General features: G+C 54.9%; 12 protein-coding genes. 7 read left to right on the top strand and 5 right to left on the bottom strand.

All coding sequences use genetic code 11. The features are described 5' to 3' along the window. The first annotated feature begins 21 nt into the window (after positions 1 to 21). The gene (locus BB497_09280) at positions 22 to 615 is read left to right on the top strand and encodes a hypothetical protein (GenBank protein ID AVI62872.1); all 594 of its coding nucleotides are present in this window, start codon (positions 22 to 24) and stop codon (positions 613 to 615) included. Between the two features lie 167 nt (positions 616 to 782). Here the strand turns inward: BB497_09280 and BB497_09275 are convergent, their stop codons facing one another. The 4 genes from BB497_09275 to BB497_09260 all read right to left on the bottom strand — a co-directional run bounded on the left by BB497_09275 (position 783) and on the right by BB497_09260 (position 3,809). Then, a complete protein-coding gene (locus BB497_09275; GenBank protein ID AVI62871.1) occupies positions 783 to 1,955 on the bottom strand; it encodes a transposase in 1,173 nt (390 codons plus the stop codon). 131 nt (positions 1,956 to 2,086) lie between these two features. Then, positions 2,087 to 2,719, bottom strand: a complete 633-nt coding sequence (locus BB497_09270) for a thiopurine S-methyltransferase (protein ID AVI62870.1) — start codon at positions 2,717 to 2,719, stop codon at positions 2,087 to 2,089. A 40-nt stretch (positions 2,720 to 2,759) separates the two neighbouring features. Next, entirely contained in the window at positions 2,760 to 3,395 is a 636-nt protein-coding gene (locus tag BB497_09265) for a peptide-binding protein (GenBank protein ID AVI62869.1), read from the bottom strand. 84 nt (positions 3,396 to 3,479) lie between these two features. Continuing rightward, positions 3,480 to 3,809 carry a hypothetical protein gene (locus BB497_09260; GenBank protein ID AVI62868.1) on the bottom strand — a complete coding sequence of 110 codons (330 nt, stop codon included), beginning with the start codon at positions 3,807 to 3,809 and terminating at the stop codon, positions 3,480 to 3,482. A gap of 457 nt (positions 3,810 to 4,266) precedes the next feature. Here BB497_09260 and BB497_09255 point away from each other — a divergent pair, with 457 nt between their 5' ends. Beyond that, on the top strand, positions 4,267 to 6,309 hold the full coding sequence (locus tag BB497_09255; protein ID AVI62867.1) for a hypothetical protein: 2,043 nt from the start codon (positions 4,267 to 4,269) through the stop codon (positions 6,307 to 6,309). A 29-nt stretch (positions 6,310 to 6,338) separates the two neighbouring features. Then, positions 6,339 to 7,091, top strand: a complete 753-nt coding sequence (locus BB497_09250; GenBank protein ID AVI62866.1) for a hemolysin — start codon at positions 6,339 to 6,341, stop codon at positions 7,089 to 7,091. A gap of 24 nt (positions 7,092 to 7,115) precedes the next feature. Here the strand turns inward: BB497_09250 and BB497_09245 are convergent, their stop codons facing one another. After that, a complete protein-coding gene (locus BB497_09245) occupies positions 7,116 to 10,457 on the bottom strand; it encodes a mechanosensitive ion channel protein MscS (GenBank protein ID AVI62865.1) in 3,342 nt (1,113 codons plus the stop codon). A 160-nt stretch (positions 10,458 to 10,617) separates the two neighbouring features. On the opposite strand from BB497_09245, the gene BB497_09240 reads away from it, so the two are divergent. The 4 genes from BB497_09240 to BB497_09225 all read left to right on the top strand — a co-directional run bounded on the left by BB497_09240 (position 10,618) and on the right by BB497_09225 (position 12,733). Further along, the gene (locus BB497_09240) at positions 10,618 to 11,649 is read left to right on the top strand and encodes a phospholipase (GenBank protein ID AVI62864.1); all 1,032 of its coding nucleotides are present in this window, start codon (positions 10,618 to 10,620) and stop codon (positions 11,647 to 11,649) included. 76 nt (positions 11,650 to 11,725) lie between these two features. Further along, positions 11,726 to 12,058, top strand: a complete 333-nt coding sequence (locus BB497_09235) for a hypothetical protein (protein AVI62863.1) — start codon at positions 11,726 to 11,728, stop codon at positions 12,056 to 12,058. After that, on the top strand, positions 12,058 to 12,459 hold the full coding sequence (locus BB497_09230; GenBank protein AVI62862.1) for a hypothetical protein: 402 nt from the start codon (positions 12,058 to 12,060) through the stop codon (positions 12,457 to 12,459). Before BB497_09235 ends, BB497_09230 begins: the two co-directional genes overlap by 1 nt. Further along, complete coding sequence (locus BB497_09225; GenBank protein ID AVI62861.1) at positions 12,431 to 12,733, top strand: hypothetical protein; 303 nt, start codon at positions 12,431 to 12,433, stop codon at positions 12,731 to 12,733. Before BB497_09230 ends, BB497_09225 begins: the two co-directional genes overlap by 29 nt. The last annotated feature ends 25 nt before the right edge of the window (positions 12,734 to 12,758 follow it).

Below are 12,758 nucleotides of genomic sequence, written 5' to 3'. Positions count from 1 at the left end.
ACGGTGACTGCGGAGAATCCTATGCGTCGGCGCCACTTTTTACGCTTTTCTGGGGCACTACTGGCCGGTGTTTTACTAGCAGGCTGTGCCAGCCCTCAATATCTTCAGCTTAGCCCCGAACGCAGTACTAACGTGCCGCAAACGGGCTCCGGACAGCAGGTGACCGTTATTGCGGCCGATGCGCGAAGCAGTGAGGTTATTGGCACTCGCTCGGGTGGCACGATGTCCACCGCGCAAATTACCGTCAATAGCCATGAGCTGATACCGCGTTTGCAGGCAGAAGCCGAACGCGCTGTACGCGATATGGGGTTCAACCCAACCCGTGAAGCCGCACAAGGACGCCCGACGCTGAAGCTCGAGCTTGCCAGCCTAAACTACGCCCGCGGCGATAGCGGCCAGCCGCTGGTGGATGAAGCACGCATTGAAGGGGTATTCCGGGCCATCGCCGAAAATAAAGGCTCCACCTATACCGGCACTTATACGTCTCGTCGCACCCAGGGCTATGCCATCAAACCCGGTGAAGACGCTAATACGCGTATGTTAAATGACCTGCTAAGCGATGGTTTGAACCGCGCGTTCAGCGACCCAGAGCTGGGCCGCCTGCTTGCTCGCTGAATCTTGCTAGCAACAGCGATTCACAATACCGACTCGTAAAAGCCGGTTAGCAAAAACCGCGATAGCTCTCGTTAGAACGGCTTTGGTCAGTACGCTACCGGGCGCGGACACAGTGACTGCTCCCCACCCTACGTCGCTACGCAACCATGGGTGAGGCTTCCCACGTCTTAGGCCGCAGCCGGTGCGTGACCGGTCTTACACAGGCCTCGATGGGCAGAGACGGACAGCCCTTCCGCCTTTAATTTTAAAATGCCTTGCTGGCGAATAGTGATCGCGGCGTTTACGTCACGGTCAATCGCCTTTGTGCCACAGCTTGGGCAATCCCAGGTGCGGACACTGAGGGGCATTTGTTCGACTTTGTGGCCGCAGCCCGCGCAGGTTTTGGAGCTGGCGAACCATTGGTCGATTCTGACCAGATGCTTGCCTTGCTGCTTCGCCTTATACGCCAGTTTTTCGATCAACCTGCTCCAACTGGCATCGGCAATATGCTTGGCCAGCTTGCGGTTTTTGAGCATGTTTTTCACGCTCAGTGTCTCGACCACCACCGCTTGGTTGTCGTCAATGAGTTGTCGAGACAGTTTGTGCTGGAAGTCAGCACGCACATTCCCCAGCCGCTCGTGCGCCTTGGCGAGCATTAGCCGCGCTTTCGCACGGCGCTTGCTACCTTTCTGGCAGCGTGAAAGCGCTTTCTGCTTGCGGCGTAGGTTGGCAGACGCCAGCTTCAAGAAGCGAGGATTGGCGACCTTGCGGCCAGTGGAGTCGATGGCCAGATGCGTTAAGCCCATATCGACCCCCAGCACCGTCTCCACCGTTTGCAGCGGTGCGGTTGCCTCCACACCATCCTCCACCAGCAGCGAGGCAAAATACTTGCCTGTGGGGGTGCGGGTCAGTGTGATGCTTTTCAGCGTGCCGGCGATCTCTCGATGGATTCGGGCTTTAATCGGCGTAAGCTTGGGGACTTTGATCCAGTCATCACCCGCCTTAACGCTGGTGCAGTGATAGCTCGATTGCTTGCCATGCTTGCGTTTAAAGCGCGGATAGCGGGCTTTTAGCTGGGGGTTAAAGAAGTTCTGGAAGGCGCGATCCAGGTTAATGCACGCCTGTTGCAGTGCGATAGAATCAAACGCTTTGAGCCAGTGGTAGTTGCGAGACTTCTTCGCCACCGCCAACAACGGCTTGAGGTCTTTCTTAGCGCGCAGCTTGGTGCCATGGCGCTTGTACTGCGAGCTGATAATGTGCAGTGCCTTGTTGTACGTAAACCGCACCGCGCCGAATTGCTGATTCAAGAAATCAGCCTGTTCGGGGGTGGGGTAGATGCGTACTTTGGTGGCTGTTAACACAACGGCTTCAACTCGTTGACTGTATGAATGTATAGTGCCAGATAAATACGAAACTACAACCCCTGCAGCGCTAGCGCGCTGCCCGCTTGTATCCCCGCCCTCAATCGGGCGAGGGTTTACGCGGATTTTTGCTAAACGTGTGGACCGCGCCTTTTTAATGCCCATACGCTTTCACTGCACCCTCGCTCGTCGGCCTCACCGTTTTCTAACAGCTCGACCTGAAAGTTAGGCGCCAGCAAGCGTTCAACTTCTCTACTGGGAACGCTAAAGGGCGGCCCAGCCTCCTGATCCCCGTGGGATAAGCTGACGAGCAGACCTTGAGCCCCAGGCGGAACTAGCTGGGCTAGATGAAATGCATAGCGCTCGCGGGTGGCCGGTGGCAAAGCAATCAGCGAGGCGCGGTCGTAAAACGCCCCCACTTCCGCCGCCTGCTTGATATGCAGATGAAAGAAATCTCCGCACCACAGCTCAACGCTACCTTGACGAGACACATCAAAGCCTGCCTGGGTATAGCGGGAGACTCCGGCGCTCCGCTGGGCAAAAAACTGCTCAATTGCTTCCGGCGCTAGCTCAATACCCAACACCGGATGCCCCTGTTCAGCCAACCAGCGCATATCTAGACTTTTGCCACATAGCGGCACCAGCACTTTGGCGCCGGGCGTTACCCCTAGCGTTGACCAATAGCGAGCCAACGCCGGATGAGTGTCGGATAAGTGAAAGCCGATACGCCCCTCTTGCCAGCGCTGTCGCCATGGGTTTTCCATCGCTATACCCTCGTTCAAAGCCCTCGTTTAAGGCGCTCGTTTAAAACCAGCGGTCGCGCTTTTTACGACGGCGAGGCAAATGGGGAACAATCAACCCCACCAGTAGGCCAGCGCCCGCCACACCACCGCCGTACATGAAGTAGCGCATTAGCAGGTCTTCTTCCTGGGTATCTAAACGCGCCTGGAGTGCCCGCACCTGCTGGCGAGACTGTTCTGCTGCGCTATCAAGCTCGCGGTTGCGTGCTTCTAGCTCGGCAATACGCTGCTCACGCACTTCCAGGGTTTCACGCATGGAGCTAACCCGCTGCTCCCAGGTAGCGTTAATACTGTCCAGCTCTTCGGTCAGCTCACCCACTTGGCTCTCAAGCACCGGCAGCTGTTCACGGGCGCTGGGGGTTTGCTGTAACTCGCTGCTTAACACCCACACCGTATCGCCGCTGCTACTGCGCACGCGGGTGTAATTACCGCTGGTTTCAAGCGCTTCTACCTGCTCACCAGCATTCAGCGTTCCCACGATGCGGTAACCATCAGTGGGGCCGCTGCGTACATAGGTGTTTAACTCATCGCTGACCCAGGCCTGACTATCAGACTGGGCAAACGCTGAGGTGCCGCTAACGCTTAACAACACACCTACGGCAGCGGCATAACAACTCAAACGAAATTTTTCTACTGGCATGACGTCATGTCCTGATCGTAAAACGGGCGGTGGCCGACGAAGTCACCCGCACGTACCGCTAAGCTTTGCGCTTGTATTAGGCGCTTACCCTTCTCCGCGGGGAGGCAACGGAAAGGGACGAGGAAACTCCGCAACACGGGCATCGCTTTTTACTGCCTTTAAAGGACCTTCGCGCTCTACTTCATCAATGCGCACAATGGCATTGAGAGGCAGATAACTTCGCTTCACCCCCTCAAAGGTTCGCTGTAGTTTTTCAGCTCCTGGATCAACGACTACCCGCGATGCATCGTCAAAGACAAACTCCTCGACTTCAATAAAGCCCCAGAGTTCGCTTTGAAAGATCTCTCTTACATATAAATCCCAAATTTCACCCTGTTGGTGAACCACTACACGGTAAATCGGCTTGGCCGCCATCTTGGCCTATTCCTCTTGCCACTTGAAGGTAACGTTATCCCGCCTAGCCTATCATATTCCAGGGTAGCGCCTTTAGCAGACATCATCGAAAACAGCGCTTTCATTGTTTATCAGCCTCAAAGGGAAGTGATTAGCCGGTGGTAGCGCCCTTCGTGTATGGTGAGATGTACTTTGGTGAAGTTACTTACTGGCCGCCAGGCTTTAAAAACTTTGAATTAATGGAGCGCGTTTACGGTTTTAACGCTTATCAAGCATCAATGATTGCTCTTAACCCGTAAAGTACACAGAAACAAGTGCACACCTTCTTTCCGAAAGAGGCCTGAGGGGGACAGAGGGTTCTGCAAGTTGCTTTGGCGTTTACCCACACCGCCGCATTGGAGGCTTGATCTATTTAAAACGCCCAGAGGATCTCGACTTCTATGTATAATCCCCGCTATAGCAAGGGTAAGGAGTCTATGTGACGAACCACCAAGAGGCCTCTTCACCTGAAGATGCCAAGCTCAACGATCTCTTGAGCAACTTTGATGACGCGGTGCGCCTGCTTTTGCAGGCGCCTGATGCCTCCAAAGTAGCGAAACTCCCCCGGGTAATGGATGCCGCGCGACGTGCCTTGATGGAAGACGGCGGCTGCGCCGCCCTTGAGGCACGCGCGGCGGATTTTGAATCCGCCGGGGTATTTGAAGGGTCTGATTGGGCAACTCCCCAGTATTTAATCCCTACGCTTACCCCCTTTGCGCTGAAAAGTGCCGATGCAAATGTCGTTGTGATCGAAGCATTGAGCGAACTGCGACTTCTGGCCGTTGCTAAGGGCGATTATCTGCATTCGCTGGTCTCCCAGGAGCATGCTCATCACTATTTAACCCAAGTGATGGCCATTAACCTGTGGCTGCTGTTCAACGCACCAAGTGAAGCAGAACGTGAAACCCAGGGTCGGTTAGCTAATATCCCCCGCCAGCTCTTCCAGCACTTGGCTGAGCGTATTGGCTACGAACATGTTATTGACCAGCTAATTGATGAAATCTGGCGAATCCTTAAGCAGCGTCCGATTCAGGTCGATGCCATTAAGCAGATGATTACCCAAATCGCCTTGTGCCAAGCCAACCCAGAGATAGACCTGGGCTCAAGCGGCCAAGGCGCCGACAGGCTGGTCAGCTCGCTTTACGGGCCGACCCAAGCCTGCCGAGAGGATCCAGGCGTTGCGCTTTACCGAGAACGATTGGAGCGGATGGACAGCGCTGCATTGCAAGCGGAATCCACCGGCTTCGCCCGTGCCATGCACGATACGGGGCTAGTATCACCCTACCATGCCGTGCTGATGCGCTATTTGCTGGAAGAAGGCGACCACCTGCTCTCCGAGGCATTAGGGCTATCAGCCACCGGCCGTGACTGCCTGTTGTGCTATCGCGAGCTGGTACACGCGCTAATTCGTAGCGGCGTTTATCCAGCTACCGCCCAGGCAGTTTATGGCCTAGCACTGCTACTTGAGCGAGGTATTCTTTATCAAGCTCCGGTAGCACCCGCCATGTGGCGCCAACTTAATCTGCAGCTGTCTGAGTGGTCAGAGGCGCGGCTTACCATTGCCTACGGCGATTATGCGTCTCCGCGGGCACGCTTAATTGAAGGCGTACTCTGTATGCTGGGGCTTCCGCTAGGCGTTGGCCAAGGCAACAATCCCACATGCCAGTCGGCTCGGGCACTTTCCATGTGGGCCTATAACGACCCCGACTACCTGCTGCAAATGGTGACCTGGGCGGCACGTGACGACGAAATTATCATGCATTTCGAAGGCCAACCTATCTCTTCCATGGAAAGCGCGCTGGGCGTTGCCGCCGAGTTGCCTATGGATCTAGATCCAGTCTCGCTGATTGTTGTGCCCCACCTAGACCGTATTTATGCCGAAATGGGCAGGCGCTGTATTGGCCGTGAAGGCGACCCCCACCGCTGGGTAAATCCCGAGTTTCACGGATGGTGGTCTGGTCGTGGCTTTAGCATCAATGTCGACGTTGCAACAGGTCAACTCTGTAATGTGGATGACTTTGTGCGCCACTTCTACGCAAGCTACCACCCTTACTACAATGGTAATCAACCGCTTATTCACCCGCAGCCGGCTGGCATTGCGGTGACCGACAGTGCCGCCCGCTTTATTGGCTGGCATGCGATTACGATTTTACGCGCGTCACTCGACCCAAATGACGTCATGCGTATCTACTTCTATAACCCCAATAACGATAGCGGGCAAAACTGGGGCGACGACGTAAAAGTCGGCACCTCCGGTAACGGCGAACGGTTTGGCGAAGCTTCACTGCCCTTCGACCAGTTCACCTCCCGGCTGTATATTTACCACTACGACCCACTGGAACGGGGCGAGCTTGCCAAAGTATCGCATGAGGAGCTTGAAAGCGTTAAAGGCTATCTTCACCGTAGCTGGGGGGCTGCTCGACTGCCGCCTACCGAACTTCAGGCAAACGAAGGCCCCAACACGCCGCCAGAAGGGCCCTAATAGCTGCCATTAATAACCCCATAGACCCCATGATTCGACTCGATCAATTGTTGGTCAGCCAAGGGCTGGCCAACTCACGTACCCGCGCCCAACGGCTGATCCGTAATGGACGCGTTCACCTTGCCGATGGGCGCGCGCTTATCAAACCTTCGGAAAAGTGGCCCGCCGATATCCCGTTACAGGTAGAAGATGATCCGGAGGAGCGCTATGTTTCCCGGGCGGGTTTAAAGCTGGAAGGTATCCTTAAGGCACTTGAGATGCGCCTGGATGGGCGAGGCGTGCTGGATATTGGCCAGTCCACGGGCGGCTTTACCGACTGCGCGTTGTCGTTTGGTGCCCAGCATGTAGTGGGCGTTGAGGTGGGCCACGGCCAGTTGGCAGACACGCTGCGTGCCGACCCAAGGGTAGCTTGCCTGGAAGGTTTAAACGCCCGCCAAATGAGCACCTCGAAAGCCCTTCTGCAGGCGCTCACAGAGCACCCCATTGACCTTGCCGTCATGGATGTCTCGTTTATCTCGCAAACCCTTATCTTACCCGAGATTGCTGCACTGCTGCCCCAGGCAGGCCAGCTTCTCTCGCTGGTAAAGCCACAGTTTGAGCTGGAGCCCGGCGCGTTAGATAAACGCGGCGTGGTGCGCAACCGCAGCCGCTATGCCGAGGTAGAGCAGAAAATTCGTGGCGCCTGTGAACAGTGCGGGCTGCATGTTAGCCATTGGCAAGAGAGCCCGATTACCGGCAGTGACGGTAATCGGGAGTTTTTACTGTTCGCCAGTAAGCGATAGTCAACGTATTGAGTTTGAGATTAATTAGCTTAAGTTAGCGGGCGGTAGCCGCTTGGCGGACTGCACTTTGATGGTCTTCCCATCATCGGGGTGCAGCCACACATCCATCTGCTCAAAGGCTATCCGCACGCCCGCTTCCCGAAATAGCTCATCCACCCGGCAGTTAACCTCATCGGCGGCAAACAGCCGGTCAACCAAGTCATTAACAAAGATACGCAGTTCAAAGTTCATACTGTGCTGCCCATAGCTTAGGCAGAACACTTGGGGCTCCGGGTCTGTTAGTACTCGCTCGTTCTCATCGGCGGCTTGGCGCAGCAATTGATGTACTAACGGCAAGTCAGACCCGTGGGAGACACCATAAGTGAGTACCACGCGGGTAACGTTATCCGACAGCGACCAGTTGATAAGCTGATCGGTGACAAAGGTTTTATTAGGAATAATAATCTCTTTGCGATCAAAGTCGGTGACCGTAGTGGCACGAATGCGTATTCGGCTAACGGTGCCATGAAGGTTGCCAATGGTAATCGTGTCACCAATCCGTATGGGGCGCTCAAACAGGATAATCAGGCCGGAAATAAAGTTGGCAAAGATCTCCTGCAAACCAAAGCCCAAGCCGACACTCAGCGCCGCCACCAGCCACTGCAACTTATCCCAGGAAACGCCCAGCGTGGCCAGGGCCATCACGACCCCCGTACCGACGATGGTGTAGGAAAGCAGCGAGCTAATCGCATAGGCACTGCCCTGCTTGAGCGCTAGGCGCGAAAGCACCATCACTTCTAGCAAGCCAGGTAGGTTACTAGCCATAATAAACGTTAGCGCAATAACAAGCAGCGCGGCGAACACATCCGAAATCGATAGCGTATCGCCAACTAAGTCGCCCTCCTGGGCATCCCATAGCGCTACGTGATCTAGATAGCCCAACACCGTGAGCAGATCCGCCCACACCAAATACAGCAGCGCGCTGAACCCAATTAACAAGATAAGTTTAGAGAGCCGCAGCGACTGGGTATTGATCTTCTCCATATCCAGCGGCGGCTCCTCCACAACCTCCAGCCCGCCTTCAGCACCTTCTTGCACCATGGCGCGGCGCCGGGCCAACGCGCGACGATACGCAAGCCTGCGCGCCGCCACTGCCAAGCTACGCACGACGGTAGCTTCAACCACTACCCATAGCCCTAAGAGGTAGAGCGTACTGGCAAAGCGCCCGACTAGGCGCAGCGCAGTATACTCGTACCCCCAGGCGACTAAGCCCAGCAGCATTAGCGGCACCGAGGCCATCGTTAACCCGAGTATCAAACGAAAGAGCCTTACGCCAAAAAATGGTACATGGGATAAGATCAATTGCCCCAGCCACCAGCTCATGGCGAGTAGCCCCATAGAGAATAACCCCATGGCCACTGGTCGCAGCGCCAGGGGTGTTTCCATCTGTTCTGACATGGCGGCAATAGCCACCACAGGGGCCAGCGCAACACCTAATCCGCCAAGCAACTTACGCAGCCGTGCGTTATAGCCGGGAGACCAGGTAAAGTGCCGCTCGGCTACTCCGTCAGGTATGAGCAATCTACGCCCAAGAGCTACTACGCCCCAGCTTAAGCCTAGCTGCAACAGCGCTGGCGCCACACTATTTGCCAACGCGCCTTGCCCCGCCTGCAGCCCAACGCCGATGCCCGCTAACGCCAGAGGGCCAGGGATGGCCAGCAAGGCATTGAGCAGCACCGCTTTAGGCGTATGGAGCTGGGTATCGCTTTTTAATCGCCCAATTTGCGAGTGGATAAGCGCTAGTCGGGTTTTAATGCGACGACGCAAGCCGACGAGTAGCAGGCCAATCAACACCAGCGGCGCTCCGCCAAGCATTTGCCAAGAAAGCCCCTCCCACCGGTTCGGCAAAATAGCGCGCCATTCGCCCTCCCGCCATTCAGCACGGACATTGTTAGGCAACTGACGCAGCCAATTCAAATCTAACGGGCGGCTATTGGCGACCCAGAACAACTGCTCATCAATCGTGGCGCGTAAGCTACGCGTGGTCATTAGTAACTGCTGCTGATTGAGCTGCAATTCGATGGCGGCACTTAACAAGCTGCCATAAGACTGTTCAAGCTGTTCTACCAGCTCGCGACGGGATTGATACAGCCGTGAGAGGGAGTTAACCAAGCCCGGTGTAACCTCGACCCCCGCTTCTTGCAGCCGCTGGGTGGCTAGGCGCTCGCCTTGGCGTAGCTGGTCACGTTGGCGGATTAAATCAAACTGCTTTAGGCGCAGGTCTGCAATTTCGTCCTGTAAATCGCGCCGGGGAGCGATAGTCGGCAACGACTGACGCTGCTCGCGAAGGATGCGTGAGAGCAGTTGGCTGCCGCGAATCGCATCTAGCTGTTCATTTAGGCTGCGCTGCAGTTGACGCACTTGGTCTAGCTGTCGATGGGCTTCAATATTTTCTCGCACTATGCCGTTGGCGCGATCGGTAGCACGCAGGAGTTCAAGACTCAGCTCTTGGTTAATTTGCTGGGCGCGCAGCACCACAGGGTGACCTTCAGCAATCAGCGGGTCGTCTCGGGCGGCATCGGCAATCGCCTGCTCAGACTGCAGGCGCCGCTGGCGATCAATCACGCCTCGTAGCAAGTTGAGCTGCTGCTCTTGATGCTCTATTTGCAACGACAGCAAATCACGGCGCTGCTGGGCTAGCTCGCGTAATCGACTGTTAGCACTTAGCTCGCGCTGATTTAAGTTTACTTCGCGCTCTGCCAGAGCCCGCTCAAGGCGCAGCTGAATCAGCTGCGGATCGTTCTGAGCGGAAAGCTGCCGACCTTCAAGCAATGATTCCCGTTCGTCGTAGTCGCGTCGTAAGGTCTCAGCGCGCTGCAATGCGTCGGAAATTGATTGTTGGGCACGTTCTGGTAGCGTTTGGGCGGCAAGCAGCTGGGAATTGACATCAGCCAGTTGGCTCTCCAACTGCTGCAGCTCTACCACGGACTGCGCCTGCTGAGCCTCCAGCGCTTCAAGCGGCATATCACTTAGATTATCTACCGAGAGCTGCAGGCTCTCCTCTTCTGCTTCGTTTAACTCTCGCTCTAAACGTAGTAATAACTCCGGCGCTTGCGCAATACGTTGCTCAAGGGCGTTAAGACGCTCATCAACAGCGCTCAAGCGCTCATAGGTCTGAAGCGCGGCCTCTAAGGCTTCTTTGTCTCTAAGCTGCTGAGCGTTTAACTCGCTTTCCTGAGCCACCAAGTCGGCCAAACGCTCAGAAAGTTGCTCCTTGGGCGGCACCCCGCTGGGAATATTCGCGTATACGGCAGTGACACCGATACCCATAATAAACGTTAATGCCCAAACGGTTTTTATAACCATCTTTACCGCGAATTTCACCACGCTTATATGCCTCATCGACACCGAAATCCCGCGACTACGAGAAACAGCGCCATTGTCAGACGTTCTTTCCCCCAGCGCAATCTAGAGTAGTTGACTTAGACCCGCAGCCTGTATAAAAACAAGCCTGACAACTGCTTTTCTCTATTTGCGAGCCACCTTGATGGTCATCCGAAAATTATTATGTACCGGCGTTATGGCACTTTTAGGCGCACAAACGTTCACGACCAGTGCGCTAGCGGAGTCCCGCGAAGATGTCGAAGCGCGTATTCGTGCGTTAAATACTGAGCTTTATCATCTCCGCCAACAGCTGCAACAAATTGACGCTCCCGAAGAGGCGGCGATGGGCTTACCGGTGGAGTTGCTTCCTGAAGAAGTAGCGCTTGAGGATCTTAGCGACCGCCGCCAATTGGAGCAGGAGTCCTCACGCAACCCCTTTGCGATCACCACACACCGCCTCAACTATTTATTCCCAGTAAGCTACAACACCAAGCAAAACGCCGAGAACTTTCGCAATGTTACCGAAGATAGCTCTGCGGATAGTGCCGAAGTGAAATTTCAATTCAGCGCCAAATTTAATCTTGCAGAAGACGTTTTTGGCGATGTTGGCGATATCTACTTTGGCTATACGCAACGTAGCTGGTGGCAGGCGTATAATACCGATGCCTCCTCCCCGTTTAGGGAAACCAACTATGAACCGGAAATCTTCATCGATTTTGATAATGCATGGCGTGCCTTTGGTTGGGTGAATACTCGTAACCGATTCTCCTTCAATCACCAGTCTAATGGCCGTTCAGACCCGCTGTCCCGCAGTTGGAACCGGGTGTATTTGGAAAGCACCTTTCAGCGTGGCGACTGGGCGCTTGCATTAGTTCCGCACTGGCGCATACCTGAGTCGGATAACAGCGACGACAATCCTGATATTCATCGTTTTATGGGATATGGTGACGTACGCTTAGCTAAACGCCTGAATAATAACCATGAAGTAGCAGGCTTTGTACGTGGCAACCCAAGTGCAGGCAATTATGGCACTCAAGTCGATTACAGCTGGCCTGCGTTCAATAGTGTCCGAGCCCATCTGCAGTACTATTACGGCTATGGCGAGAGCATGATTGATTACGATAACCGAATACACCGAATCAGCCTCGGTTTCAGTTTAAATCCTCTGTTCAGCGCTACCGGACTGAACCGTTAAGGTTTAGGGGTTGTCTACTCGGCGTCGGCTGCTATGCTTGAAGTCGTCACTTATCACTTCGTCAAAGGAAGACATCATGGCTAAACGTAATACTGACTCCTCTGCTCGCGCTGATCAGCTTAAAGAAGATCTGCGTTATCTCAGCGAAACCGTTGAAGAGCTGGTTAATGCCACTTCAAAGGATGCTAGCGGCGAAATGCGCGATCTTCGTGAGCGCGCCGAGCGACGCCTGAAAGATACCCGCTCACGGCTTGAAGCAAAAGGCGAGCGCATTTATGACGAAACCCGCGAGTCCCTCTCTCATCAAGTGGACTGCTGCGACCGTTACGTTCACGACAACCCCTGGACCAGCATCGGTATCGGCGCTGCTGCAGGCCTAATCGTGGGTATGCTGCTCGGTCGTCGCTAATGGCTTTGGGGCCAACCCAACGCGTATTCTCTGCCGCTAAACGCCTGCTGAATTCACTAATAGCGAATGGTGAAACCCGCCTGCGTTTGGCGGTGTTGGAACTGGAAGAGGAGCGCGCACGTTTACTCACGCTGCTGTTATTAGCGGGTGCAAGCCTTTTGCTACTGCTTCTAGGTGTGGCAACGTTAACGGCGCTTGTGGTCGTGCTTTTTTGGGACACGTATCGCCTTACGGCTATCAGCGTAAGCGCCTTTGTGCTAATCGCCTCAAGCTTGCTGTTGGCGGTTATTGCGCTTCGCCAAGCTAAACGACATACGCTGTTGAAAGAGACACTAAAACAGCTAGCCGCTGACCGTGCGCTGTTGGAGGCAAATGAAGATGACATCACCCACCGTCGATAAGCCACTTACCCGTGCTGAGCGAAAAGCGGCTCTGCTTGCAGATCTAGAGCAGCAACGCGTGGACATGCTGGTCAATAGTGATTACTTACTGCGGGCGACTGCCCCGCTGGATAAGCACTGGAACAGCTTAAAACTACCCCTATACGCTGCTGGCGGCATAGTGGCATTTCGACTGATACGCCACCCTGGCGGGATGATGGCAGCAGGCCGCAAAGCATTGGCAGGCTATATGTTGTTCCGTAAGTTTAAGCTGCTGGCGAAAGCGGCCTCTTAAACAAAGACTTTAAATGCCACCCATG

The organism is Halomonas sp. GFAJ-1 (genome assembly GCA_002966495.1).
Lineage (GTDB): Bacteria > Pseudomonadota > Gammaproteobacteria > Pseudomonadales > Halomonadaceae > Vreelandella.
The sequence above is the reverse complement of the archived record's forward strand: the minus strand, read 5'-3'. Positions and strand labels throughout refer to the sequence as shown.

What these genes read in the sequence shown, in the direction of transcription:
- BB497_09280 (AVI62872.1), top strand. Translation starts at nt 22, where the DNA reads ATGCGTCGGCGCCACTTTTTACGCTTTTCTGGGGCACTACTGGCCGGT.
- BB497_09270 (AVI62870.1), bottom strand. Translation starts at nt 2,719, where the DNA reads ATGGAAAACCCATGGCGACAGCGCTGGCAAGAGGGGCGTATCGGCTTT.
- BB497_09265 (AVI62869.1), bottom strand. Translation starts at nt 3,395, where the DNA reads ATGCCAGTAGAAAAATTTCGTTTGAGTTGTTATGCCGCTGCCGTAGGT.
- BB497_09260 (AVI62868.1), bottom strand. Translation starts at nt 3,809, where the DNA reads ATGGCGGCCAAGCCGATTTACCGTGTAGTGGTTCACCAACAGGGTGAA.
- BB497_09250 (AVI62866.1), top strand. Translation starts at nt 6,339, where the DNA reads ATGATTCGACTCGATCAATTGTTGGTCAGCCAAGGGCTGGCCAACTCA.
- BB497_09240 (AVI62864.1), top strand. Translation starts at nt 10,618, where the DNA reads ATGGTCATCCGAAAATTATTATGTACCGGCGTTATGGCACTTTTAGGC.
- BB497_09235 (AVI62863.1), top strand. Translation starts at nt 11,726, where the DNA reads ATGGCTAAACGTAATACTGACTCCTCTGCTCGCGCTGATCAGCTTAAA.
- BB497_09230 (AVI62862.1), top strand. Translation starts at nt 12,058, where the DNA reads ATGGCTTTGGGGCCAACCCAACGCGTATTCTCTGCCGCTAAACGCCTG.
- BB497_09225 (AVI62861.1), top strand. Translation starts at nt 12,431, where the DNA reads ATGAAGATGACATCACCCACCGTCGATAAGCCACTTACCCGTGCTGAG.